26 protein-coding genes and 1 pseudogene are annotated in these 22,743 nt (G+C 46.9%); 9 read left to right on the top strand and 18 right to left on the bottom strand.

What is annotated here, in order from left to right:
• Positions 1 to 22: 22 nt before the first annotated feature.
• Together P401_RS0103675 and P401_RS0103670 are read right to left on the bottom strand one after the other, a co-directional pair.
• The gene (locus P401_RS0103675) at positions 23 to 502 is read right to left on the bottom strand and encodes a CcdC family protein (RefSeq protein ID WP_029341259.1); all 480 of its coding nucleotides are present in this window, start codon (positions 500 to 502) and stop codon (positions 23 to 25) included.
• Between the two features lie 16 nt (positions 503 to 518).
• Entirely contained in the window at positions 519 to 1,217 is a 699-nt protein-coding gene (locus P401_RS0103670; RefSeq protein WP_034786216.1) for a cytochrome c biogenesis CcdA family protein, read from the bottom strand.
• Between the two features lie 222 nt (positions 1,218 to 1,439).
• Between P401_RS0103670 and P401_RS0103665 the strand changes: the two genes are divergently transcribed.
• The 3 genes from P401_RS0103665 to P401_RS0103655 all read left to right on the top strand — a co-directional run bounded on the left by P401_RS0103665 (position 1,440) and on the right by P401_RS0103655 (position 3,328).
• Positions 1,440 to 1,634, top strand: coding sequence for an aspartyl-phosphate phosphatase Spo0E family protein (locus tag P401_RS0103665; RefSeq protein ID WP_029341257.1), 195 nt, complete (start codon positions 1,440 to 1,442; stop codon positions 1,632 to 1,634).
• A gap of 196 nt (positions 1,635 to 1,830) precedes the next feature.
• On the top strand, positions 1,831 to 2,127 hold the full coding sequence (locus tag P401_RS0103660; RefSeq protein WP_152548168.1) for a hypothetical protein: 297 nt from the start codon (positions 1,831 to 1,833) through the stop codon (positions 2,125 to 2,127).
• Between the two features lie 304 nt (positions 2,128 to 2,431).
• Complete coding sequence (locus P401_RS0103655) at positions 2,432 to 3,328, top strand: SH3 domain-containing protein (RefSeq protein ID WP_029341255.1); 897 nt, start codon at positions 2,432 to 2,434, stop codon at positions 3,326 to 3,328.
• Between the two features lie 58 nt (positions 3,329 to 3,386).
• Here the strand turns inward: P401_RS0103655 and P401_RS0103650 are convergent, their stop codons facing one another.
• The 7 genes and pseudogenes from P401_RS0103650 to yneA form a co-directional block, all read right to left on the bottom strand.
• The gene (locus tag P401_RS0103650) at positions 3,387 to 5,150 is read right to left on the bottom strand and encodes an ABC transporter ATP-binding protein (RefSeq protein WP_029341254.1); all 1,764 of its coding nucleotides are present in this window, start codon (positions 5,148 to 5,150) and stop codon (positions 3,387 to 3,389) included.
• Entirely contained in the window at positions 5,147 to 6,898 is a 1,752-nt protein-coding gene (locus P401_RS0103645; protein WP_029341253.1) for an ABC transporter transmembrane domain-containing protein, read from the bottom strand. Before P401_RS0103645 ends, P401_RS0103650 begins: the two co-directional genes overlap by 4 nt.
• A gap of 120 nt (positions 6,899 to 7,018) precedes the next feature.
• Positions 7,019 to 7,249 (bottom strand): YneF family protein, encoded by a 231-nt coding sequence (locus P401_RS0103640; RefSeq protein ID WP_012370001.1) that lies wholly within the window; start codon positions 7,247 to 7,249, stop codon positions 7,019 to 7,021.
• Between the two features lie 124 nt (positions 7,250 to 7,373).
• Positions 7,374 to 9,344 (bottom strand): transketolase, encoded by a 1,971-nt coding sequence (gene tkt / locus P401_RS0103635; RefSeq protein WP_231925712.1) that lies wholly within the window; start codon positions 9,342 to 9,344, stop codon positions 7,374 to 7,376.
• 272 nt (positions 9,345 to 9,616) lie between these two features.
• Positions 9,617 to 9,854, bottom strand: a pseudogene (locus P401_RS17500) (DUF896 domain-containing protein).
• A gap of 113 nt (positions 9,855 to 9,967) precedes the next feature.
• The gene (locus P401_RS0103625) at positions 9,968 to 10,621 is read right to left on the bottom strand and encodes a YneB family resolvase-like protein (protein ID WP_029341251.1); all 654 of its coding nucleotides are present in this window, start codon (positions 10,619 to 10,621) and stop codon (positions 9,968 to 9,970) included.
• A 45-nt stretch (positions 10,622 to 10,666) separates the two neighbouring features.
• Entirely contained in the window at positions 10,667 to 10,954 is a 288-nt protein-coding gene (gene yneA, locus P401_RS0103620) for a cell division suppressor protein YneA (RefSeq protein ID WP_023467771.1), read from the bottom strand.
• Between the two features lie 211 nt (positions 10,955 to 11,165).
• Between yneA and lexA the strand changes: the two genes are divergently transcribed.
• From lexA to glpK, 4 genes are all read left to right on the top strand, one after another.
• Positions 11,166 to 11,780: a transcriptional repressor LexA gene (lexA, locus tag P401_RS0103615; protein ID WP_023467770.1), complete on the top strand. Its 615-nt coding sequence runs from the start codon at positions 11,166 to 11,168 to the stop codon at positions 11,778 to 11,780.
• 31 nt (positions 11,781 to 11,811) lie between these two features.
• Positions 11,812 to 12,282, top strand: coding sequence for a metal-binding protein (locus P401_RS0103610; protein ID WP_029341250.1), 471 nt, complete (start codon positions 11,812 to 11,814; stop codon positions 12,280 to 12,282).
• 186 nt (positions 12,283 to 12,468) lie between these two features.
• Positions 12,469 to 13,170: an MIP/aquaporin family protein gene (locus tag P401_RS0103605; RefSeq protein WP_023467768.1), complete on the top strand. Its 702-nt coding sequence runs from the start codon at positions 12,469 to 12,471 to the stop codon at positions 13,168 to 13,170.
• Between the two features lie 43 nt (positions 13,171 to 13,213).
• The gene (gene glpK / locus P401_RS0103600) at positions 13,214 to 14,716 is read left to right on the top strand and encodes a glycerol kinase GlpK (protein ID WP_029341249.1); all 1,503 of its coding nucleotides are present in this window, start codon (positions 13,214 to 13,216) and stop codon (positions 14,714 to 14,716) included.
• A 234-nt stretch (positions 14,717 to 14,950) separates the two neighbouring features.
• Here glpK and P401_RS17495 read toward each other — a convergent pair whose 3' ends face one another.
• The 4 genes from P401_RS17495 to dhaK form a co-directional block, all read right to left on the bottom strand.
• On the bottom strand, positions 14,951 to 15,364 hold the full coding sequence (locus P401_RS17495) for a GNAT family N-acetyltransferase (protein WP_236627065.1): 414 nt from the start codon (positions 15,362 to 15,364) through the stop codon (positions 14,951 to 14,953).
• Between the two features lie 132 nt (positions 15,365 to 15,496).
• A complete protein-coding gene (gene dhaM / locus P401_RS0103590) occupies positions 15,497 to 15,865 on the bottom strand; it encodes a dihydroxyacetone kinase phosphoryl donor subunit DhaM (RefSeq protein WP_029341248.1) in 369 nt (122 codons plus the stop codon).
• Positions 15,858 to 16,460, bottom strand: coding sequence for a dihydroxyacetone kinase subunit DhaL (gene dhaL, locus P401_RS0103585; protein ID WP_029341247.1), 603 nt, complete (start codon positions 16,458 to 16,460; stop codon positions 15,858 to 15,860). Before dhaL ends, dhaM begins: the two co-directional genes overlap by 8 nt.
• A 24-nt stretch (positions 16,461 to 16,484) precedes the next feature.
• Entirely contained in the window at positions 16,485 to 17,453 is a 969-nt protein-coding gene (gene dhaK, locus P401_RS0103580) for a dihydroxyacetone kinase subunit DhaK (protein WP_029341246.1), read from the bottom strand.
• Positions 17,454 to 17,606: 153 nt separating this feature from the next.
• On the opposite strand from dhaK, the gene P401_RS0103575 reads away from it, so the two are divergent.
• Positions 17,607 to 18,308, top strand: a complete 702-nt coding sequence (locus tag P401_RS0103575; RefSeq protein WP_029341245.1) for an AzlC family ABC transporter permease — start codon at positions 17,607 to 17,609, stop codon at positions 18,306 to 18,308.
• Positions 18,304 to 18,612, top strand: coding sequence for an AzlD domain-containing protein (locus tag P401_RS18225; RefSeq protein ID WP_328286321.1), 309 nt, complete (start codon positions 18,304 to 18,306; stop codon positions 18,610 to 18,612). The genes P401_RS0103575 and P401_RS18225 overlap by 5 nt, the downstream gene beginning before the upstream one ends.
• Positions 18,613 to 18,929: 317 nt before the next feature.
• Here P401_RS18225 and P401_RS0103565 read toward each other — a convergent pair whose 3' ends face one another.
• From P401_RS0103565 to P401_RS0103545, 5 genes are all read right to left on the bottom strand, one after another.
• Positions 18,930 to 19,205 carry a GNAT family N-acetyltransferase gene (locus tag P401_RS0103565; RefSeq protein ID WP_029341244.1) on the bottom strand — a complete coding sequence of 92 codons (276 nt, stop codon included), beginning with the start codon at positions 19,203 to 19,205 and terminating at the stop codon, positions 18,930 to 18,932.
• Complete coding sequence (locus P401_RS0103560; RefSeq protein WP_029341243.1) at positions 19,195 to 19,416, bottom strand: (4Fe-4S)-binding protein; 222 nt, start codon at positions 19,414 to 19,416, stop codon at positions 19,195 to 19,197. Before P401_RS0103560 ends, P401_RS0103565 begins: the two co-directional genes overlap by 11 nt.
• A gap of 116 nt (positions 19,417 to 19,532) precedes the next feature.
• Positions 19,533 to 20,879, bottom strand: coding sequence for a type I glutamate--ammonia ligase (glnA, locus tag P401_RS0103555; protein WP_029341242.1), 1,347 nt, complete (start codon positions 20,877 to 20,879; stop codon positions 19,533 to 19,535).
• Positions 20,880 to 20,924: 45 nt separating this feature from the next.
• Positions 20,925 to 21,323 carry a MerR family transcriptional regulator gene (locus P401_RS0103550; RefSeq protein ID WP_023467758.1) on the bottom strand — a complete coding sequence of 133 codons (399 nt, stop codon included), beginning with the start codon at positions 21,321 to 21,323 and terminating at the stop codon, positions 20,925 to 20,927.
• A 140-nt stretch (positions 21,324 to 21,463) separates the two neighbouring features.
• The gene (locus tag P401_RS0103545; protein ID WP_029341241.1) at positions 21,464 to 22,741 is read right to left on the bottom strand and encodes a methionine gamma-lyase family protein; all 1,278 of its coding nucleotides are present in this window, start codon (positions 22,739 to 22,741) and stop codon (positions 21,464 to 21,466) included.
• Positions 22,742 to 22,743: the final 2 nt, after the last annotated feature.

Here is a 22,743-nt window from a genome sequence, read left to right as displayed (position 1 = left end):
GAAGTCACCTTCAGCGGTTTTTTTAGTGAGGTAAGTGAGCGACCGGTACGGTGCCCGACTTGACTCGTTTGTATTTCAAATACATCGCGAAGCGCCAAGGGACGATCATTCCAAAAGCGACGAGATAAAAAATGCCGCCCGTTTCGAAAATATCAATCTGCCCGCCGATGAAGAACTTCGCAACCGTCCGAATGAATAAGATACCGAATAAGACGATGAAAAAAGCTTTCGAACGTTGCAAATAAATTTGCCCTTCTGCTTCATAAAAATTGGATGTCTTGATCAAAAAGATGCTGAAGATGGCTCCAATGAGCAATGCTTCCGCCACTTCCGTCCATGTCAGACGGGATGCCGGGTATAAAAACTGTAGCATCCCCGTCGACATCGCAAAGGGCGGGATCAAGATTTTTTTAGCATTCGTCGGTTTTGCTGATGCCTTCACACGAATGAAGCTGATCAGCAATCCCATGACGAGCGCTACCCCAGTTGATATCCAAATCATCCGATCACTTCCTTGATTAAAATCCAGTGAATCCGACGATGTCACTCATCCATGCTGCGAATTTACTCAAGCCATCAAAATACAGCATGACTCCGAAGACCATCATCAAGGCTCCCCCGAATTTCGTTAATTTCAGACTATACTGCACGAACAAGCGCGAACGACCGACGAAGAACGCCATTAATAAGAAAGGAATTGAGAACCCAAGTACGTAAGCAAGCATGTAGAACATACCTTGACTTGGATTGGTCGCAGCTAATCCGATGACTCCTGCGAGAATCGGACCTGTACACGGTGTCCAACCGGCTGCAAAACCGATTCCGACGAGTACCGTTCCGACGTATCCTCCTTTTCGTTCCCCGAGATTCAGTTTCTTTTCACGCATCAAGAATGTCGGTTGCCATAATCCGACGAGAACAATCCCGAAGACGAAGATGACGAGCGCCCCAACCATCCGTAACGTATCCCGATAGGTGATAAAGACATCTGCGAATAACGATGTCGATAAACCGAGTACAACGAATACCATCGCAAAACCAACGAGGAACGCTAACGTATGAAACAAGGATCGCTTTTCTCGTACGCCCCGTTCTTTTAAATCCGTTACCGCCACGCCTGTGATGTATGAAAGAAACACAGGATACAGTGGTAGCGTACACGGAGAGACGAAAGATAACAATCCTGCTCCAAACGCTAACCATAACGAGAGCTCCATCATGAGCATCCCCTTTCCTTTACTACTATAGAAGAAGTTCCTCCTCTATTTTGCCAAACTCCTCTGCATTTAGCACCTATTATCTCACAGAAAGTTGCAAAAGATTCGTGTCCGCCAAAATTACAAAAAAATTACATTTCGTCGATTTTACTGAAATCTCGTTGCACCTAGTAAATGGACTTGCTAGAATATGGATACGACACCAATGTAAGGGAGACTGCTATGACGACACAACAACTATTGACGTTAGCGATCGAAGCCAAACGTAGCGAACTATATCATCAAGCTGACCAGTCCAGCTTTACCTCCCCGCGTGTTCTACAACTTAGTCATGAACTCGATGTCTTGCTTTTAGAATATTCACGCATCGTCCAAAACTATACCATTCACGGTTCGAATGAACCGCTTTTATCTTAATGCACGATCTGGTCAGCATTCGAGTGCGAATGCTGACTTTTTTATGGTTTCTTATTTCTGATGGAGGTGCTTTATGTCCGCTCTTACATTCATTGCTAGTTCTCGTCTCCTCTATATGCCTGACGATCTCCCCCAATTATACGTACATGAAGTCGAAGCGATTGAATACGTATCATTGAAGCGAGGAAGGTTCACGATGCCTTACCTGTACACGATCGAAGGTGCTGATCAGTGGGAGTTCATGATTTACTTACAGCATTATATGGAAGAAGGAGATGTCCTCGAGTTGCTTTATATTGAAAATCAAAATGACAGCATGCATGACCATCTACCATCCGTCCCCTTACTAGAGCCGATTGAAATCAATATTCGACAGCGAACGTACCAAACGATTCACGGCACGTTTCAGCTTTCCGCTAAAGATTGGATGCAGGAATTGTTCCATCGTTCTTACCTGACAGCGTTCGGCGTGACGACGATCGTCAAGTATTGATCTGCGTATCCTCCATTTCACTTTTTCATCAATAGACGATAGAAGGATGACATAGTTTCTATTTTTAAGACTTTTTTCTGTTGAATTGTGCGAATCTTTCAGCAAAAGTAATCCAAAAGACCTATAAACATCCGTTTTTCATAATCAGTATGTCCTATCGATGACAAAAACCGACCTTTTGCAATCTCGTTGTCACAATAGCCCGGTTTGTAACTCGAATGACATTGACCTGTAAACGCACAGGTCAGTTTTGCCGTGTAAAGTAGGAACAGTAAACACAGCATATGTCAGGAGGACATCAATAATGAAAAAAGCAGTTTTCGCTGCCGGTCTTGCAGCAACAGCTCTATCAGTAGGATTTGCCCAAGAGACAGAGGCTGCCTCAGAAACGGTAACAGTAAATACACCAGTACTCAACGTACGCACAGCACCTACAACTGCATCAGCAGACGTAGGCAATGTATATAAAGGTCAAACATTAAATGTCGAAGGACGTTCTGGCGCATGGATCCAAACACACATTAACGGTCAAAAACGTTATGTTCATGGCGCGTATACGTCTGCAGCAGGCTCATTCGACTTTAAAAAAGCGACAGTTACTACGGCAGTACTAAACGTCCGCACACAACCAACGACAAGCTCGAAAGATGTCGGTAACCTCTACAAAGGCGAAAAAGTCAACGTAGAAGGTAAAGTCGGTGCATGGATCAAAACAACAATCGATGGTAAAACACGCTACGTACACAGCGACTACACTTCACTCGCTGGCGTATCGAAAGCACCAGCAGCACAAGCACAACCAGCTGCTAAACCAGCTGCGAAGCCAGCACCAAAAGCAGCTGCTAAACCAGCAACTGCAACAAAACAATCGACACCTGCAAAATCAGGTACGAAAGTGACAATGAACGTCACTGCTTACACGAACGACCCGTCTAACAACGGTAGCCAACTCTACAACGGTCGTGCGTTGACAGCAAGCGGTTATGACGTTACAAATACGATCACGTACAATGGTATGCGTATCGTAGCAGCTTCTTCACAATACCCAATCGGTACACGTATGCACATCGAAGGCATTGGTGAAGCAATCGTACTCGACCGTGGTGGCGCAATCCAAGGTAACAAACTTGACCTTCTCGTTGGTTCACAACAAGAAGCACTCAACTGGGGACGCCAAAACGTCACAGTCACAGTCTACTAATCAAAACAAACAACCTGCCGGGCGAGATCGCCTGGCAGGCTTTTTTTATGTCTATTTTTTAAGAAACCGTGACATGACCGGATTGCAACTGGTACATCTTTTTATACAGACCATCTTGCGCAATCAATTCTTGGTGATTGCCTTGCTCGATCACTTCTCCTTGATGCAATACAAGAATCAAATCAGCATCTTGAATCGTTGATAGACGGTGAGCAATGGCAATCGTCGTCCGTCCTTGACGCATCCGTTCAAGTGCAACTTGAACTTTTTCTTCCGTCTCCGTATCAATCGAACTCGTCGCTTCGTCGAGAATCAGGATTTTCGGATCTCGCGCCATCGTGCGTGCGAAGGAGATCAACTGACGTTCTCCAGCTGAGAACGTCGCGCCCCGTTCCGCAACGGGACTATCATATTGCTGGTCCAGTTGATTGATGAATCCGTCGGCTTGTACGAATTTGGCAGCCGCTTCGACACGATCAAAGGAAATCGAACTATCGAATAATCGAATGTTATCAGCGACCGTTCCCGTGAACAAGAATGAATCTTGCAACACGAGTCCGACGTGCTGTCGTAGTTCTTCTTCCGATAACTGCTCGAGCGGTTGACCATCGATCAAGATCCGACCCGATTGGTACGCGTAAAAACGCATCAAGATGTTAATGATCGAACTTTTCCCACTTCCCGTATGACCAACGAGCGCGATCGTCTGTCCTTTTTTCGCCTCGAACGAAATCCCTTTTAAGACGTCTTTTTCTCCGTCATAGCTAAAGCGAACGTTTTCAAAGACGATATGTCCTTCCGATACGCGTGCCTCCCCTTCGAGCTGTTTCGTTGGTTCTGGCTCATCCGTATCGAGGACCTTGAATACACGGTCTGCTGAGACGACAGCTTGTTGGAACTCGGACAACCGTTGCATGATTTGCTGAACCGGTTGGAAAATCCGCTCCATGTAGCTGATGAAGGCATAGACGACACCGACTTGGACCGTTTGTGAGAACGATAGGACACCGAAATACGTCACGAGTGTCGCAATTGAAATGGCGAGTAACAATTCAATGATTGGTCGCAGTAACCAACTATCGAGCTTCAAGTTCTTATAACGTCCATTCTGGTGGGCAACGTTCGTCTCCTCGAATTCTGCCATCAAGCGTTTTTCTTGGCGGAATTGTTGAATGATCGCCATCCCGTTAATGGATTCGTTCAGTTGGGCATTGATTTTCGATAGTAAATCGCGGACTTCCGCGTAATACTTCGTCGAATACTTTCGGTAAATCCAAATGATGAAATAAAACAATGGTAACAACAGTAATGCAATCGTCGCGAGTCGCGGCTCTAGTAGATAGAGGAAGATATATGTTCCAATCAACTGAACACCGCTTTGTACGAATGTCGACAAGACACCGATGTAGAGCTCCTTGATTGCTTCCGTATCGTTCGTGATCCGGGACACGAGCACTCCGGCAGGCGTCCGGTCAAAATAGGCAAGCCGTAGGTGCATGACATGACGGAACACATCAATGCGTAAGCGTTGAATGACTTGCAGTGCAATCTTTTGGAATTCGAACGCCTGCAAGTAATCGACGATGATCCCTGTCGTATGCAGTAACAAGTACGCTGTAAACAAGAGTGCGACTTCCTGTACTGGATACATACCCGGTGCGACGTATTCATCAATGAAAATCTTGACGAGATACGGTCCCCCGAGTTTTGCTGCTGTCGTGATGAACAGCAGGATGAAGGCGATGCTGACTTGCTTTTTGAACGGTTTGACGAAATCAAGCAATCGCTTCAGGACGGCTTTTTCATTGATATCATGATTCATTCGGAACGCCCTCCTTGTTCGACAAGTGATTCTAGTTGCTGGCGATCGTACGTCTCTTTATACCAACCGTCATGAGCGAGTAATTGCTCATGTGTGCCTCGTTCGATGATCCGACCGTCTTCAAGGACGATGATCTCATCGGTATGCGACACAGCCGACAGGCGATGGGCAACGATGATTTGTGCCTGATCGTGATCCGCCGTGCGGAAGTGATGGATGATCGCTTCCTCGGTTTTAGCATCGACCGCTGACAAGGCATCATCGAGCACTAAAATCGGACAGTCTGCTAATAATGCCCGGGCAATCGAGATCCGTTGTTTTTGACCGCCGGATAACGTCACCCCACGCTCCCCGACCATCGTCGCGTACCCTTCCTTAAACCCGAGAATATCATCATGGACTGCTGCAATACGTGCCGCTTCCATGATGTCTTCCATTGATGCATCCGGTTTTGCAAAGGCAATATTGTCGGCAATCGACGCGGAGAATAAGAAATGATCCTGTGGAACAATCGCTACTTGACGACGGACGGTGTCACGTGTCAATTGTTTGATGTCTCGTCCACCAATCGTGATGGCGCCTTGTTTGACGTCGTATTCGCGAGACAATAAGCGAACGAACGTCGATTTCCCGGCACCCGTCTTCCCGACGATGCCGAGCGATTTACCGGGCTCCAACGTCACATCGATGTCTTGTAAGACCGGTTGCGTATCATAGATGAAACGCTCAATCCCAACGTGGAGTTCTGGTGAGGAAACACTCGTTGCTGCTTCCTTCGCGTCTTTAATTTCCGGTTCGATCGCAAGCATCCGCTCGATCCGATCGTAAGAAGCACGACCCCGTTCGACGATGTTGAACAACCAACCGAAGGCGAGCATCGGCCATGTCAATAAACCAAGATATGTAGTGAATGAGACAATGTCACCGATTCGGATTTCACCTTGTTGTAATAAGTAAGCACCATATCCGACAGCGATGATGTACGATAGACCGACTAATCCAAAAATCGTCGGGTCAAATAAAGCATCGATTTTTGCGACACGACGGTTCTTTTGGACGACGTCATCCGATAGATCCGTAAACGTCTGTACATCAGACTCGACTTCTCCTGTTGCCTTTAAAACACGGACACCACTAATGCTTTCCGCGACCTTATCGTTCAAATCGGAGAAGGCTTCCTGTGCGTCATGAAAACGCGAATGCAACATCTTACCGTAACGTGATGTCAAATAGACCATCAGCGGCATCGGTAGGAGTGATACGAGCGTCAACTTCCAACTGATCGTCGTGACCATCGTGATAATGACAAAGCTCCCCATCGTCACCGAGTCGACGAGTGTTAGAATACCGGCACCCGCTGTCATCGATACCGCTTGTACGTCGTTTGTCGCATGCGCCATCAAATCCCCGCTCCGGTATTTCTTATAGAACGATTGATCTAAGTCTGAAAAATGCCCATACAGTTGGCTGCGTAATAATCGACCGAGACGAATCGATGCCCCAAAGATATAAAAACGCCAAAAATAACGAATGATGTACGTCGCGACCCCGATGAGCAACAATGTACCTGCGAGACGAATCAAATCATCTTTCGTCAAGCTTCCCTCACTCAGACCGTTGACTGTCGTCCCGATGATCTTCGGTGGAATGAGTTCTAACGCTGCCACAAAAATCAAACTGACGACCCCAAGACTATACGCTTTCCATTCTCGTCGGAAAAACCAACCGAGTTTCCTGAAGACTCCCATTCAAGTCTCCCCCCTTTTTTAAATCCTATGATTATTTGAAATAGTCTCACATTTTAGATTAGTTCTCTTTCTAAAAAATAGCAAACAAAAAGGAGACCATTCGGTCCCCTTTCGTACAGCTTATTTTTTAGGTGATTTCATTGAACCACTCATTGAACGCATCACTTGGTTGACTTTCTTTTGTGATGGCTTTTGACCCATTTGCATCATCAATGTCTTAATCATATCTTCGTTGATTGGTGGGTTTTGCTCCAAGTAGTTCATCATGTATCGACGAGCGATATAGAAACCAAGGGCGACACCTGCTACCAAGCAAAGAAGGGCAATTAAAATCCAAATCCATGTAGCCAAGTTGCTTCCTCCTCTAACTTAAAACGTCGCTTTTTACTATACTATAATTCCAATTGTTTGCATAGATGATAATAGATGAAAAACGAGCCCGACGTAAGATCGGACCCGTTTTCTCCGGAAGTGATTATCCGAGTTGCTTGACTGTTGCTAATACGTTTTCAACAGACATGCCGTATTCTTTCAAGAGGAAGTCCCCAGGAGCAGATGCGCCGAAACGATCGATTCCGATGACTTGTCCTTCTGTTCCTACATATTTGTACCAACCGAGTGAAGCGCCTGCTTCGATTGCGACACGCTTCGTGATGTGTTTTGGAAGAACTGATTCTTTGTACTCTGCTGACTGTGCTTCGAATACTTCCCATGATGGAAGAGAAACGACAGCTGCTGACTCACCAAGTTCTTTTTGTGCTTCGACAAGAAGGTGAACTTCTGAACCTGTACCGAGCAAGAGTGTATCAGCTTTCGTCACATCACCAGCGATGACATAACCACCTTTTTCAGCGCCCTCTGTCGTCGTACCTTCAAGTTCAGGAAGACCTTGACGTGTCAAGACCAGAAGTGTCGGTTTGTCTTTCGCTTGAACCGCTGTTTTCCATGCTGCGATCGTCTCTTTTCCGTCTGCAGGACGGTAAATCGTGACGTTCGGCATTGCACGGAAACTCATCAAGTGTTCGACTGGCTCGTGTGTTGGACCATCTTCACCAACAGCAATCGAATCGTGCGTCAAGACGAAGATTGATGGAAGTCCCATTAACGCAGCAAGACGAACCGCTGGACGGAGGTAATCCGAGAAGACGAAGAATGTCGCGCCGTAAGGAATGACGCCGCCGTGAAGTGCCATACCGTTGACAGCCGCAGCCATTGCGAATTCACGTACACCGAACCAGATGTTACGACCGCTTGGTTCGATATCGAAATCTGCTTCGCCTTTGAGCATCGTGTTATTCGATCCTGCAAGGTCAGCTGAACCACCGAACAATGTCGGAACGTTCTTCGCAAGACCATTCAAGACTTCACCGCTCGTTTGGCGTGTCGCTTTTTTCGATGACAAGTCGTACGTCGGAAGATCTGCTTCCCAGTTGCTTGGCAATTCGTTTGCGATCGCGCGAACGAGTTCAGCATGCAATTCTGGATGAGCTGCTTCGTATTGTTTCATCGTCTCGTTCCATGCGTCTTCTGCAGAAGCACCACGTTGGACGATCCGCTCGTCAAACAATGACTTAACTTCTTCAGGCACGTAGAACTCTTCGTGATCCCAAATGTAGCTTGCTTTCGTTAATTTGATTTCCGCTTCACCGAGTGGTGCACCGTGAGAAGCCGATTTACCTGATTTGTTCGGTGAACCGAAACCGATGACTGTCTTGACTTCGATCAATGTTGGTTTTGTCGTCTCTGCTTGTGCCGCCGCGATTGCTTTCGAAATCGAATCGATATCCGTTCCGTCTTCTACGCGAATGACTTGCCAGTTGTACGCTTCGAAGCGCTTCTGGACGTTTTCAGAGAATGATTTATCGAGATCGCCATCAAGTGAGATATCGTTTGAATCATACAATACGACCAATTTACCAAGACCAAGGTGACCTGCGAGTGAAGCCGCTTCAGCTGAGACACCTTCCATCAAGTCTCCGTCTCCACAGATTCCGTATGTGAAGTGATCGACGACGTTGAGATCGTCACGGTTGTATTTTGCTTCAAGATGACGCTCTGCCATCGCCATACCAACTGCCATTGCAATCCCTTGACCAAGTGGACCTGTCGTTGCGTCTACACCAGCCGTGTGACGGTATTCCGGGTGACCTGGTGTTTTTGATCCCCATTGACGGAATGATTTAAGATCATCCATTGATAGATCATATCCCGATAGGTGGAGGAGTGAGTAGAGAAGCATCGAACCGTGTCCGGCTGAAAGTACAAAACGGTCGCGGTTGAACCATTCTGGATTTTTAGGGTTGTGGTTCATATGATCCGCCCAAAGCGAGAATGCCATCGGCGCTGCTCCCATTGGCATCCCTGGGTGACCCGAGTTCGCCTTTTGTACGGCATCAATCGATAAGGTACGAATCGTATTAATTGCTAATTGTTCTACTGTCGTCATGTTCGTCAAAACAATCATCCTCTCTCTTTTTCACAAATTCCTACTCATTTTAGCACACTCTCAAATGTGATACAACTTTTCTAAATAGTATGTCACATTAAAATGAATGCGCTATCTATAGCCGTTCTTCCGACTCATACAGGATGTATGAATCGATGAAAGATCTCTATTAAGATGTATTGCTATCGTACAATGTTTCCTATCTAACCAATCTAACAAAAAAGAGATCCACCGATTGGGGACCTCTTCCTTACTATAGAAGAAATAAACGATTATTGTTTATTCCGTTCTTCTTCTTGTGCTTGTTTCAATTTCTCTGGTGTTACGTCCGTTCCTTCTTCATCGACGATTTTCATGCCCATGAGTTGGTTTTTGAACGATCCACGGAATGCTGCGAGATACGCTGCACGTAACTCTTTTTTGCTCTGCCGTTTCGGCTTCTGATAACGGCTCGACTTTTGATTTATTCGCTAATGCATTGATTCGATCTAATTGTTCTTGTGATAACATGGAATCCCTCTTTCTGTACGACTCAAACTTGAGTTGTTCAATTGTATCCTTACTTTAAAAGAGGCTATAAAAAAAAGCAAGTTAACCGCGTCAGTCGACGGGTAACTTGCTCTTCATTCCGGGCTAGGTGTCAGTTCGCGGTATTCAAGATATCGACGATTGACCGTTGCTTTTGAAATATCATGTCCCATCCCACGCAAGGTGATGGCGATATCTGAAAACGTCAGTCCGAGCTCTCGAAGACGTACGATTTCTTCGATCGGTACGTCCTTTCGACTACGCCCAGCGTTCTCTCCTTGGCGATTCAGATTTCGTTCCGGGCGAAAGCCTTGTTCAACAGCTCGCCGCATGCCGCGCGCAATTTTTGCGTTATGCAGTTTCCGTTGATATTCTTCCACCAGTGAGACAATCTCAAGGACCATTGCTTCTGCATCCGCAAGCTGGTATTCTCCATCGGAATCAAGTGTCATCAACCGAACACCGTGCTTCTTAAACGTGTGCAAAATAGCGATTTTCGCATTCCCTCGACCAATCCGTGTGTCATCTGTCACGAGGACCGCATCTACCGCATCACGTGTCACATGGTCAAGAACCGTCAGCATTCCTTCCCGATCAACGTCATATCCACTCTCTTTTTCAGAGACGACATCCACGACATCAAAGCCCTTTTGAGACGCGACCTTGGAAAGCTCCATCCGTTGGCGTTCAATCGAACTATCTTGTGCTTCTTTTTCGGTCGACACCCGACAATAAATCACGACCTTCATCGTACCTCACATCCCTGTTCGTTCTTTCACAACTTTTCCATTTTGTCATTGTTGTGCGATTGGTACAACGATTTTGCTTTTTGAGATGACGTGTTTTGTCTCGACATCATTATTTTTGATCAACCAGTTGACGTATTCTTCATCTGACATCGAACCATCATTGTAGACTTCAGCAATTTGTTCGACTGTAGCGTTCTCATCGACCGTAACGGAAGCGGTCATCAGTTGCGCTACCTTTTCATCCGGGCGTGGTGTGAGTAAAAAGATCACGAAGGCAATACTTAATGCATAGAAGAGAATTGAAAAAGCATGAGTACGAATCGTATGAATCATCATGAATCCCTCCAAATATGAAATGAATGAGTTAGAATAAATGTTCGCGGAACAATTGTTCGCATAACTCATAATAAACACAGAACCCGTGTTCGGTCAACACAAAATGTCGAACAATTGTTTGTACGCTCATTTGTTCTATGTTATAGTGAATCTAGAAACATATATTCTTACATTTCAAACTTCAATCCAGAAAGAGGTGGCAATTCGTATGCGGAAAATGTCTAAGCGCCAACAAGAGATTCTCGACTACATCGTCTCTGAAGTGAAACTGAAGGGGTATCCACCATCAGTTCGTGAAATCGGAGAAGCAGTCGGACTCGCGTCTAGCTCGACGGTACACGGTCATTTGGATCGACTCGAGAAACGGGGAATGATTCGCCGTGACCCGACGAAACCACGTGCGATTGAGATATTGCTTGATAAGCCTGAAGAAATCACGGAAGCCATCGTCCATGTTCCCGTCATCGGGAAAGTCACAGCGGGTCTTCCGATTACAGCGATTGAAAACATCGAAGAACAGTTCCCGCTCCCTGCACATTATGTAGGAAATGAGACGGTCTTCATGTTGACGATCGATGGTGAATCGATGATTAACGCAGGTATTCTTGACGGCGATCGTGTCATCGTGCGCCAACAAAACACAGCAGAAAACGGAGAAATCGTCGTAGCTATGACCGAAGATAGTGAAGCGACGGTGAAACGGTTCTTCTTAGAAGATCAACAGGTACGTCTACAACCAGAAAATGACTCGATGGATCCGATGTATTTCGATAATGTCTCCATTCTTGGTAAGGTAATCGGCGTGTATCGGACGATTCATTGACGGAGGGACCAGTCGCGACTGGTCTTTTTTCATGCCTTCAGGAAATGTACATGATACCGTCAATACCGTCGCACTGACGGGTTACGTTGCGTATTCGGTCGCAACGCAACAAACCGATTGGTTACCAACCGCCATCGGTATCGCTGTCGGTACCCTTTGGTTGTCACCCGACCTCGATTTAAAGTCAGAACCGTATTATCGCTTTGGACCATTTCGAGTCCTTTGGATGCCGTACGTCAAAATCATGCCCCACCGCTCGATCTGGTCGCATGGACTGATCATCGGAGACATCATCCGACTTCTTTATAGTGCTGCTATTCTGATTCCACTGCTGTTTCTAAGTTTGTACTTTCAGATTCTTGATTCTGCTACGATTGATTCGTGGTTCGCTTCCTTGCCTGCATTCGTCGTCGGTATCATGGTGGCAAGTACGATTCATATCCTACTAGATTATTCCAGCAGTTGGTTTCGACCTAAAAAAAGAAAAAAACGTCGTCGGTAACACCTCTTTTGCTTGCTTGCAAGCAGAATGAGGTGTTTTCTTATCCACTTTTTCGTATCTTTAAACATCAAAATAAAAAATTTCCATTCCTATATTTCAATTATATGTATTGAAAACGTTCTCAATTCGGAGTAATTTAAAGTAGAAAGGCCATTATCTGCTTTAATCCAAAGGGAGGGTTTTTGCATGAATAACTTTGTATTGGAAATGATCGGTACGATGATCCTCATCCTGCTCGGGGATGGAGTCGTCGCCGGTGTCGTCTTGAAAAAGACGAAATCGGAAAACAGCGGATGGATCGTCATCACATTCGCTTGGGGTCTTGCCGTCATGACAGCAGCATTCGTCGCTGCTGAAAGTGGAGCACACTTGAACCCCGCATTGACGATTGCACTTGCTTTGAACTCTGACCTACCGTGGGCAGACGTTCCGATCTACATTGCCGGACAACTTGTCGGAGCTTTCATCGGCGCCATTCTCGTTTGGCTTCATTACATGAAACATTTTGAAGCGACTGATGATCAAGCTGCAAAACTCGGTGTGTTCGCAACAGGTCCAGCGATTCGTCATACGCCGTCGAACTTGATTTCTGAGATCATCGGGACATTTGTTCTCGTCTTCGGTATCTTGGCACTTGGTTTAACAACGTTCGGAGATGGCTTAAAACCACTCATCGTCGGTTTACTCGTCGTCGTCATCGGTCTCTCGCTCGGTGGTACAACAGGGTATGCCATCAACCCGGCTCGTGACCTTGGACCGCGTATCGCGCACGCTATCCTACCGATTCCGAATAAAGGTTCATCTGACTGGGGCTATTCATGGATTCCTGTCGTCGGTCCGATCATCGGTGGAGCGATTGCCGTGTTCATCTATCAATTGATCTACTAAGATCACATCTCACTAACACATACCGCTCAAGGGGGATTTCGAAATGGAAAACAAGTATATCCTAGCACTCGACCAAGGTACGACAAGCTCACGTGCGATCATCTTCGATCACGATGGGAAAATCGTCAACTCGGCACAACGGGAATTCAAACAGTACTTCCCACAACCAGGCTGGGTCGAGCATGATGCAAACGAAATCTGGGGTTCGATTCTTGCCGTCATGGCCGAAGCACTCGGGACAGCAGATATCAAACCTGAGCAAATCGCCGGAATCGGCATCACGAACCAACGTGAAACAACAGTTGTCTGGAACAAAGAAACAGGCAGACCGGTCTATCACGCACTCGTTTGGCAATCGCGTCAAACGTCTGGTATCTGTGACGACTTAAAAGAACAAGGTTTGAACCAGAAGTTCCGCGACAAAACAGGACTTCTGATTGATGCCTACTTCTCTGGCACAAAAGTTAAATGGATCCTCGACAATGTCGAAGGTGCACGTGAGCAAGCAGAGAACGGTGAATTGCTCTTCGGTACGATCGATACGTGGCTCGTTTGGAAACTGTCTGGTGGAAAAACGCACATCACGGACTACACGAACGCTTCACGAACATTGATGTATAACATCTACGAACAAAAATGGGATGAAGAGTTACTCGATATCCTCGGTGTTCCTGCTTCCATGTTGCCAGAAGTTCGTCAGTCGAGTGAAGTCTACGACAAAACGGTACCGTATCACTTCTTCGGTTACGAAGTGCCAATCGCTGGTATTGCGGGTGACCAACAAGCAGCACTCTTCGGTCAAACGTGCTTCGAAGCGGGTGAAGGGAAAAACACATACGGAACAGGTTGCTTCATGCTCATGAACACAGGCGAGAAAGCCGTTTCTTCTGATCATGGACTCTTGACGACGATCGCTTGGGGCGTCGATGGAAAAGTGGAATATGCGCTGGAAGGTTCTATTTTCGTCGCTGGTTCTGCGATCCAGTGGCTCCGTGATGGACTCCGTACGCTGAAAAATGCGAAAGATTCAGAAGGTTACGCAACGAAAGTCGACTCAACAGACGGTGTTTATGTCGTTCCTGCCTTCGTTGGTCTTGGTGCGCCATACTGGGATTCAGATGTACGCGGAGCAATCTTCGGATTAACACGCGGAACAGATAAGGAACACTTCGTTCGTGCAACGCTTGAATCACTCGCTTATCAAACACGCGATGTGTTGACAGCGATGGAACAAGATTCTGGTATCGAACTGAAGACACTTCGTGTCGACGGTGGTGCAGTAGCGAACAACTTCTTGATGCAGTTCCAATCGGACATCCTCGGCGTTCCTGTCGATCGTCCAGAAATCAACGAAACGACAGCACTTGGTGCAGCCTACCTTGCTGGATTAGCTGTTGGTTACTGGAAAGATAAAGCGGAGATCAAAAAACAATGGAAGCTGGATCACCAGTTCAAACCAGAGATGAAAGAAGACGATCGTGAACAACGCTATGCCGGATGGCAAAAAGCAGTGGAAGCGACAATGGTCTTCAAACCATCAAAATAAAACAATTGACCCGGTCCCTTTTGCAGAGGGACCGGGTTTTCACTGTCTTATAAAAACTACAATAAAGTCATTTTTAAAGTCATTTTTCTAACACCAAACGCCTCAGCACATACATCATAATTCTTTGTGCTACTCTTTCGCATAGAGGAGTTCACATGTATTCCTTTCCATTTATAATGTGGATCACTCATTTTTCTCTAGCATGATCATGTCGATCGCCTATATTCCGTTCTCTCAGATTTCCTCTGGATACGACCGAAAAAAATCTTTTTTTATATCGTATAGCCGGAAACCAAGCTTTTGGTAGAAAGCTAAATTATCAATACTCGAATTAGCCGTTCCTACGATGAAATGATGATACTCTTGTTCCTTATATTGTTCGAGCGTTAATGAGATGATCCTCTTTCCTAACCCTTGACCCTGTTGTTCTTTTTTGATGGCGACGTTTTTTATTTCCATTGTATCTTGATTAATTTTGGTCATAACAATAACACCCACTACATTCCCAGATGAATCTTCGAGATAATACAGGTCACCGTTAGGTAAATATTCATAAATCTTATCGATAGATTCATCAGCCAGTAATAATAAGGGGATGAATGTCCGCTTTTTGATTTCAGTGTCTGCTTTCCTTAACGTATAACTCAAGAACTCACCTCATTCTTTACATTCTATTACTGTCCTATTTATGTACATGCATTATGATAACAATTTTCATAGCACCATTTCATTCAGATATGAAAGAATCCCCATTGCATTGAAGCAAAGGGGATTTGATCCTTATTTGCTAAACTCTTTTTTCAATCCGTCTTCAATCTCATCAACGGATTTCGACTGCCCGCTAAGAACAGCTGCTAAAAACGCGCCTTCGACGAGTGGTGCGTCGATAAACCGAACTGTCCGTTCGCCACTATATAGTTCAAGGGCCAATTCCGTGTTCATAGTCGCAGAACCGATATCCGTTAAGACGACTCCATCATCGTCCAGTGTATTTAGTGTTTCTTCGATTCGCGTCGCGTCCGTTCCAATGCTACCGTCCTCAAGACCTGCCGCTACTAAGACTGGCGTATCCGGCGCCATCTCTGCTAACAGTTCCTTTAGTCCAGTCGCAAGTTTTTCACTATGGGAAACGAGTACAAGATTAACCATGAAGCACCTCCGCGATTTCGCCGAGTAACAACGCACTCGATAGACTACCTGGGTCCTGGACGCCTTCCGTCGCTTCACCGAAGTAAGACGCGCGCCCTTTCGTTGCGATACGCGCTTTCGTATCAGCAAGCGCTTGATCGATTGCCGCTTTCAAATCCCCTTCTTGCGAGAGCGCCTCTTGGAACGGTGTCCAGATATCGACCATCGTCTTTTGACCGAATTCCGATTTTCCACGCGATTTGATGCCTTCCGTCGCTTCATGAAAAGCATCCGCGAGTTCCGCACCTTCGACTTCCGTTTTCCCTTTGAACGCACCAGCGAACTTAACGAAGGCTGTTCCGTATAAAGGACCGGATGCTCCACCGACCGTCTTGATCAGCGTCATCCCGACTTCTTTCGATAAAGCCCCTAAGTCCTCATATTCACCGTGTTCTTCTAACGTCTTTTGGACTGCTTGGAAGCCGCGTGACATATTGATTCCGTGGTCCCCATCGCCGATTTCCCGGTCAAGGTCCGTCAATTCATCCTTGTGCTGTTCGATCTGTTCCGCTGCTTTAATGAGCGCGCTTCGTAACTGTTCCGTCGTCAACTTCATCTTTGTACACCCCGTTTATCTGAATTAGAATCCAATCGCTTTCGTTTCTGCATCGAGATAACCAAGCAGTTCATCATCCACTGGTAAGAGCGTGATTGAGAATCCGTGCATCTCGAGCGACGTCATATAGTTTCCGACGAACGAACGGGCAATCTCGTACCCATGCGCCTGAAGTTCTTCCGCAACGTATTTATACGTGATATACAGTTCGGATTCTGGTGTTCCACCCATTCCGTTCACCATGACGGCGACTTTTTTGTCTGGTACCTCTTTCGTCAGACGATCGAGCAACTCTTTAACGATCGCATCAACGGAAGCGACCGCTTTTCGTTCAAGTCCTTTTTCACCATGGATCCCGATTCCGATTTCCATCTCGTCATCATGCAACTCAAAACCTGGCTTGCCACTCTCCGGCATGTAACATGGCGAGAGTGCCATTCCGATCGAACGAACGCCCTGGATGACTTTTTCTGCGACTGCCTTGACTTCACTCAGTGATTTTCCATCTGCAGCTGCAGCACCAGCAATCTTATGGACGAAGACGGTTCCCGCGACACCACGACGGTCTTCCTCTTTTTTGATAGCAATGTCATCATTGACGATGACCGTGTCGACTTCGATGTCCTCGAGTTCAGCGAGTTCCTTCGCCATATCGAAGTTCATGACGTCACCCGAGTAGTTCTTGACGACGAGTAACACACCTTTTCCACCATGGGCTGCTTTGATGCCTTCAAGCACCATGTCCGGTGTCGGTGACGTGAAGACTTCTCCACAAACAGCCGCAGCAAGCATACCGTCACCAACGAATCCCGCGTGCGCCGGTTCATGCCCACTTCCCCCACCAGAGACAAGACCAACTTTTCCGTCAAGCGGCACTTTCCGCGCGACGACATTGACCCCTTCGACCTTTTTATACAAATCAGGGTGAGCTAGTACGAGTCCGTCGACCATGTCTGAAACGAACCGGTTTGAATCTTCCATTAATTTGTGCATGAAAAACGCTCCTTTACCTAACTGATTTTGCCGTACCACTTAGACTTTACCACCAAATCAAGTCGAATATGTCGAAAAAATGATGAAAATATTGACCAGTTGGTGACGATATCCCGCATGAATGCTATGCTCTAAAAAAAGAGGAGGATTCGAATGTCATCAGCCTTTCAAGCAGGTGTCCGTGCCTGTCTACCCACTGTCCTCGGATATATCGGCATCGGCTTCTCAGCCGGGATCGTCGGTCGTGCCTCCGGCTTATCCCCTCTTGAAGTCGGATTCATGTCCGTCTTCATCTATGCCGGCGCCGCTCAGTTCATCATCACGAGTCTCTTACTATTAAATAGTCCTGCTTCTGCCATCATTCTGACGACGTTCATCGTCAATCTCAGGCACTTGTTAATGAGTCTGACGCTTGCGCCACATGTCGAGACACGCCATCTCCGCGACCGCCTCGGTACTGGAACGCTACTGACGGATGAGTCGTTCGCTGTCGCGATGAATACTGCCCAAAAAGGGAAGCTCTCCCCGTCGTTTATGCATGGCTTGAATCTGACTGCTTACTTTAGTTGGATCGTCGCAACCGTTCTCGGCGCCCTTGTTGGCAGCTGGTTCCCTGATCCCGAGCGCTTCGGTCTCGATTTTGCCCTGACAGCGATGTTCATCGGCTTATTATACTTACAGTTTGAAGGGGAACGTTCCCGTATTGCCGTGAATAGTTTTCTTTTACTGATTGTCTTACTATTGCTTTACATAACCATGCGCTACTTTTCTCCAGAAGTCGCCGTTCTTTGCGCGACGCTCGGTGGTGCAAGTATAGGAGTCGTGATCACACGATGGAAATCCGCCCAGAATTAATTGCTCTTTTTTAGCTTGTGGACTCGTCACTTGGATTCCACGCGTCTTACCGTTTCTCGTCCTTCATGGACTGACGTTACCGCGCCTCGTAACAGAATGGCTCTCGTTCATTCCAGTCTGTCTGCTTGGTGCCCTCTTCTTTCAAAATCTCCTCATCGCTCAAGATGAGGCGTTTCCGACGGTTTCGACGCTTCATGTCTTCGCAGCATTACCGACCATGGCGGTCGCGATTTTCAGTAAAAGTTTATCCTGGACGGTCGTGACTGGTGTTGTCACGATGGCGTTTCTACGATTGTATCTATAACAAATCTACTATTTCTTTTATGTAGCACAATTTGATATCCATCTTGTGCTATCCTTAAATAGAAATAAATGGATAGTAAAGGAGGTCCTGATATGCCAAATAAGCGGTTTATACCCTATTTGATATTGCTGTGCGCCATTTTTATAATCGCGAGTCAAATGGATCTACCTTATATGCTAAAACAAGGACTGATCGTGCTGTACGTCGTCGCCTATTTCGGTGCGATGATGGTTTCTCGCAAAATGAAAATCAGGGATCATAAACAATGATTTAAAAAATCTCCTCTAGTCTTAAGAGACTAGAGGAGATTTTTGTGTTCACGTATTCGCTTGTACATCCTGATAGGAAGGCTGTTGTTCAAACTCTTTTTTCGCAAAGGGACATAACGGCAATAGCTTGACGTTTGCTTCGCGTGCCCAGTTGACGATCTCGGCAACGAGTTGTTCCCCGATCTGTTGATTCCGGTGCGCGGGATCGACGTATGTGTGATCGATGATCCACATGCCGTTGTTCGTGTCGCTGTAGGTGATTTCCCCGATGACTGCACCCTCGTGATGGGCTTCGATTTTACGTTCTGCTCGTTTAAGCTCCATTTGTTTCCCTCCGTTCGTAAGATAAGGCGCCGCTCGGACAACCGTCGACGACCCGCATTACGTCTTCCACCGGTGCCCCGTCCGCTTCAATCCACGGACGTCGTTTGACATCAAAGACAGTTGGTAGACTTTGTACACAATGACCAGAGTGAATGCAGACTTCCGAATCAAAATAGACCGTGATTTCTTTGCCTTCATATCCTTTTTTCATGATGTATCGTCTCCCTTTCTTTGTACTCTTGTATCTTTCCACATCCTCGACTCATTCCCTGTCGCGGACATGAAAAAAGCACTTCCGGACAGAAGTCCAGAAGTGCTTAAGTTGGATTAGAACAAGACCATGTACTGATCGCGTTCCCATTCCGTGACTTGCGTCCGGAACATATCCCATTCGATTTCTTTCAATTCAACGAAGTGCTCTGCGATGTGATCGCCGAGAGCGTGCATGACGACGTCATCCGCTTTCAAGACTTCGAGTGCGTGGCTGAGTGTTGATGGAAGATCATCAATTCCGTTTGCAACACGTTCCGGTTTGTCCATGACGTAGATGTTACGATCGATTGGAGCCGGTGCTTTCAAGTTGTTCTTGATTCCGTCAAGACCTGAAGCGAGCAATGTCGCAAGCGCGAGGTACGGGTTCGCTGCTGGGTCGACTGAACGGACTTCGATCCGAGTCGAGAGTCCACGTGCTGCAGGAACACGGACGAGTGGTGAACGGTTACGTGCTGACCATGCGACGTAGCAAGGTGCTTCGTAGCCAGGAACAAGACGTTTGTAAGAGTTGACTGTCGGGTTACAAACCGCTGTGAACGCACGAGCGTGTTTGAGGATACCTGCCGTGAAAGCACGTGCATCATCCGACAATTGCATATCTTCGTTGCTTTCATCGAAGAAGACGTTCTCGTTGCCTTTGAAGAGCGACATGTTCGCGTGCATTCCTGATCCGTTGACACCGAAGAGTGGTTTTGGCATGAATGTCGCGTGCAAGTTGTGCTTCGCAGCAATCGTCTTGACGACGAGTTTGAACGTTTGGATGTTATCCGCAGTCGTGATCGCATCGGCATATTTGAAGTCGATTTCATGTTGACCTGGTGCGACTTCGTGGTGTGATGCTTCGATTTCAAAGCCCATGTTCTCGAGCTCGATGACAATCTCTTTACGGCAGTTTTCGCCGAGGTCGACTGGTGCGAGGTCGAAGTATCCACCTTGGTCGTTCAATTCAAGTGTCGGACGACCTTTTTCATCTTTCTTGAAGAGGAAGAATTCTGGCTCTGGTCCAACGTTGAATGATGAGAAACCGAGTTCTTCCATCTCTTTAAGTACCCGTTTGAGCTGACCACGTGGGTCTCCTGCGAACGGCGTGCCATCCGGATTGTGGATGTCACAGATTAAACGTGCAACTTTCCCTGTTCCATCTTCTGTCCATGGGAAGACGACCCATGTGTTTAAGTCTGGGAAGAGATACATATCTGATTCTTCGATTCGGACGAATCCTTCGATCGATGAACCATCGAACATCATTTTGTTATCAAGTGCTTTTTCCAATTGGCTTACTGGAATCTCAACGTTCTTGATCGTTCCGAGGATATCTGTGAACTGTAAGCGAATGAAGCGTACATCCTCAGCTTTAGCGATTTTCAAAATGTCTTCTCGTGTAATGTTGCGACGTGTCATGTGACAAATCCCCTCTCCGATTCGTTTTTATATGGTTACAGGTCCTTACTTGAAGAAACGCCCGAGCTCACCTTGTATAAGCGACGTCTTTCCATGTCGTCCTGCTTCCTTCAATTCATTTTTCAGGAGTTTATACAATTCGCCGTCAGATAATTCCGGGCGCGTCTCGACGACGCTCTCCGCAACGCGTTCGCGTTTGACGAGATCGTTTTCAAAAATCAATTTGATCCCTGCGATATTCAGTCCCTGATCCAGGTATTCCTTAATCGACAACAGGCGATCGACATCGTTGAACGAATAGAGGCGACGTTTCGTCTCTGTCCGCTCCGGCTTGATCAGTCCCTGTTCTTCGTAGTATCGGATCTGGCGGGCAGATAACGCGGTCAACTCTTGAACGACTCCGATGGGAAATAGTGGCTTGGACTGGCGTGATGAGTCTGCCATGTGGTTCCTCCTTTTTCCTTACTCCATGAGAATAAACCTCTGTCAGGCAACTTGTCAAGCGATGTAAGAAAAGTTAACACAACTTTTTTAATCACTTTACATGAAGTCGTTCAGAGGTCTTTTCACGAGATATTCTAGTATTAAACGTTTTTTTCTGGAATTAATTGTTTTTCCATCAAGTGATTGACGGCTGAGATGATGGCAATCTTAACGTGGCTATACGTCAAACCACCTTGGACGTACGCGGTATAGGGCGCACGGATCGGACCATCCGCTGACAACTCAATCGATGATCCTTGTACGAATGTTCCTGCTGCCATGATGACATCGTCCGCATATCCCGGCATATAATCCGGAATCGGTAACGCATGTGCATTGACGGGTGAAGCAGCTTGAATCGCTTGACAGAAGGCAATCATCGGCTCCGGCGCATGGAACGAAACCGATTGAATCAAATCCGTCCGTTCTGCCGTATGATGCGGTGCCGTATCAAAGCCGAACTGACCGAGCATGCTCGACGTGAACATCGCGCCCATCAACGCTTGGCTCACCGTATGTGGTGCCATATAGAAACCTTGATACATATCCGGAAGTGCGGATAACGATGGACCGGCTTCGGCGCCAATCCCTGGCGTCGTCATCCGGAACGATGCCCGTTCGATCAAGTCCGTTCGACCGACGAGATAACCGCCAGTCTTCGCAAGACCACCACCCGGATTCTTAATCAACGACCCTGCCATCAAGTCTGCCCCGACGTGCGTCGGTTCGATTGTCTCGACGAATTCACCGTAGCAGTTATCGACGAAGATCAGTACGTGCGGATGGACAGCTTTGATGGTGGCAATCGCTTCTCCGATCTCGTTGACCGGCAGACTGCGTCGCGTCGCATACCCTTTTGAACGCTGAATCCCGACGACCTTCGTCTGCGGTGTGATCCGTTCGAGAACGGCCGGTACGTCGATCGTCTCGGCGTTTTTCATCTCGACGACATCATACTGGACGCCCAGTTCCTTTAATGAACCGCGTCCGTCACCACGAATTCCGACGATCTCTTCAAGCGTGTCGTATGGTTTTCCTGTGATATAGAGCAATTCGTCTCCTGGCAATAACAAACCGAACAACGCGATACCGATCGCATGGGTTCCGCTGATGATTTGCGGACGACAAAGACCGGCTTCCGCACCGAAGACATCGGCATAGATCCGTTCGAGCGTATCGCGTCCTTCATCGTTGTAGCCGTACCCTGTTGACGGCATGAAGTGAAAATCACTGACCTTGTGACGTCGGAACGCATCGAGGACACGGAATTGATTGTATTCCGCGACCTCTTGCGCTTTCTTGACGTACGGGGCGATTTGTTCCTCCGCCCGGTCAATGAGCGGACGGAGCGTTTCGTAATGGGTTAATTCTGAAAACATGT

The organism is Exiguobacterium acetylicum DSM 20416, assembly GCF_000702605.1.
GTDB lineage: Bacteria > Bacillota > Bacilli > Exiguobacteriales > Exiguobacteriaceae > Exiguobacterium_A > Exiguobacterium_A acetylicum.
Note: the sequence above shows the minus strand (reverse complement) of the source record. Positions and strands in the feature narration are given on the sequence as shown.

Coding starts and splice junctions, on each gene's coding strand:
- dhaM (WP_029341248.1), bottom strand. CDS start 15,865: ATGGTTAATCTTGTACTCGTTTCCCATAGTGAAAAACTTGCGACTGGA.
- P401_RS0103610 (WP_029341250.1), top strand. CDS start 11,812: ATGCCTTCAGGAAATGTACATGATACCGTCAATACCGTCGCACTGACG.
- dhaK (WP_029341246.1), bottom strand. CDS start 17,453: ATGCACAAATTAATGGAAGATTCAAACCGGTTCGTTTCAGACATGGTC.
- tkt (WP_231925712.1), bottom strand. CDS start 9,344: ATGACGACAGTAGAACAATTAGCAATTAATACGATTCGTACCTTATCG.
- P401_RS0103670 (WP_034786216.1), bottom strand. CDS start 1,217: ATGGAGCTCTCGTTATGGTTAGCGTTTGGAGCAGGATTGTTATCTTTC.
- glpK (WP_029341249.1), top strand. CDS start 13,214: ATGGAAAACAAGTATATCCTAGCACTCGACCAAGGTACGACAAGCTCA.
- P401_RS0103625 (WP_029341251.1), bottom strand. CDS start 10,621: ATGAAGGTCGTGATTTATTGTCGGGTGTCGACCGAAAAAGAAGCACAA.
- P401_RS0103655 (WP_029341255.1), top strand. CDS start 2,432: ATGAAAAAAGCAGTTTTCGCTGCCGGTCTTGCAGCAACAGCTCTATCA.
- P401_RS0103575 (WP_029341245.1), top strand. CDS start 17,607: ATGTCATCAGCCTTTCAAGCAGGTGTCCGTGCCTGTCTACCCACTGTC.
- dhaL (WP_029341247.1), bottom strand. CDS start 16,460: ATGAAGTTGACGACGGAACAGTTACGAAGCGCGCTCATTAAAGCAGCG.
- P401_RS0103645 (WP_029341253.1), bottom strand. CDS start 6,898: ATGGGAGTCTTCAGGAAACTCGGTTGGTTTTTCCGACGAGAATGGAAA.
- lexA (WP_023467770.1), top strand. CDS start 11,166: ATGCGGAAAATGTCTAAGCGCCAACAAGAGATTCTCGACTACATCGTC.
- P401_RS0103660 (WP_152548168.1), top strand. CDS start 1,831: ATGCCTTACCTGTACACGATCGAAGGTGCTGATCAGTGGGAGTTCATG.
- P401_RS0103565 (WP_029341244.1), bottom strand. CDS start 19,205: ATGGAGCTTAAACGAGCAGAACGTAAAATCGAAGCCCATCACGAGGGT.
- P401_RS0103605 (WP_023467768.1), top strand. CDS start 12,469: ATGAATAACTTTGTATTGGAAATGATCGGTACGATGATCCTCATCCTG.
- P401_RS0103665 (WP_029341257.1), top strand. CDS start 1,440: ATGACGACACAACAACTATTGACGTTAGCGATCGAAGCCAAACGTAGC.
- P401_RS0103650 (WP_029341254.1), bottom strand. CDS start 5,150: ATGAATCATGATATCAATGAAAAAGCCGTCCTGAAGCGATTGCTTGAT.
- glnA (WP_029341242.1), bottom strand. CDS start 20,879: ATGACACGTCGCAACATTACACGAGAAGACATTTTGAAAATCGCTAAA.
- P401_RS0103550 (WP_023467758.1), bottom strand. CDS start 21,323: ATGGCAGACTCATCACGCCAGTCCAAGCCACTATTTCCCATCGGAGTC.
- P401_RS0103675 (WP_029341259.1), bottom strand. CDS start 502: ATGATTTGGATATCAACTGGGGTAGCGCTCGTCATGGGATTGCTGATC.
- P401_RS0103545 (WP_029341241.1), bottom strand. CDS start 22,741: ATGTTTTCAGAATTAACCCATTACGAAACGCTCCGTCCGCTCATTGAC.
- P401_RS0103560 (WP_029341243.1), bottom strand. CDS start 19,416: ATGAAAAAAGGATATGAAGGCAAAGAAATCACGGTCTATTTTGATTCG.
- yneA (WP_023467771.1), bottom strand. CDS start 10,954: ATGATTCATACGATTCGTACTCATGCTTTTTCAATTCTCTTCTATGCA.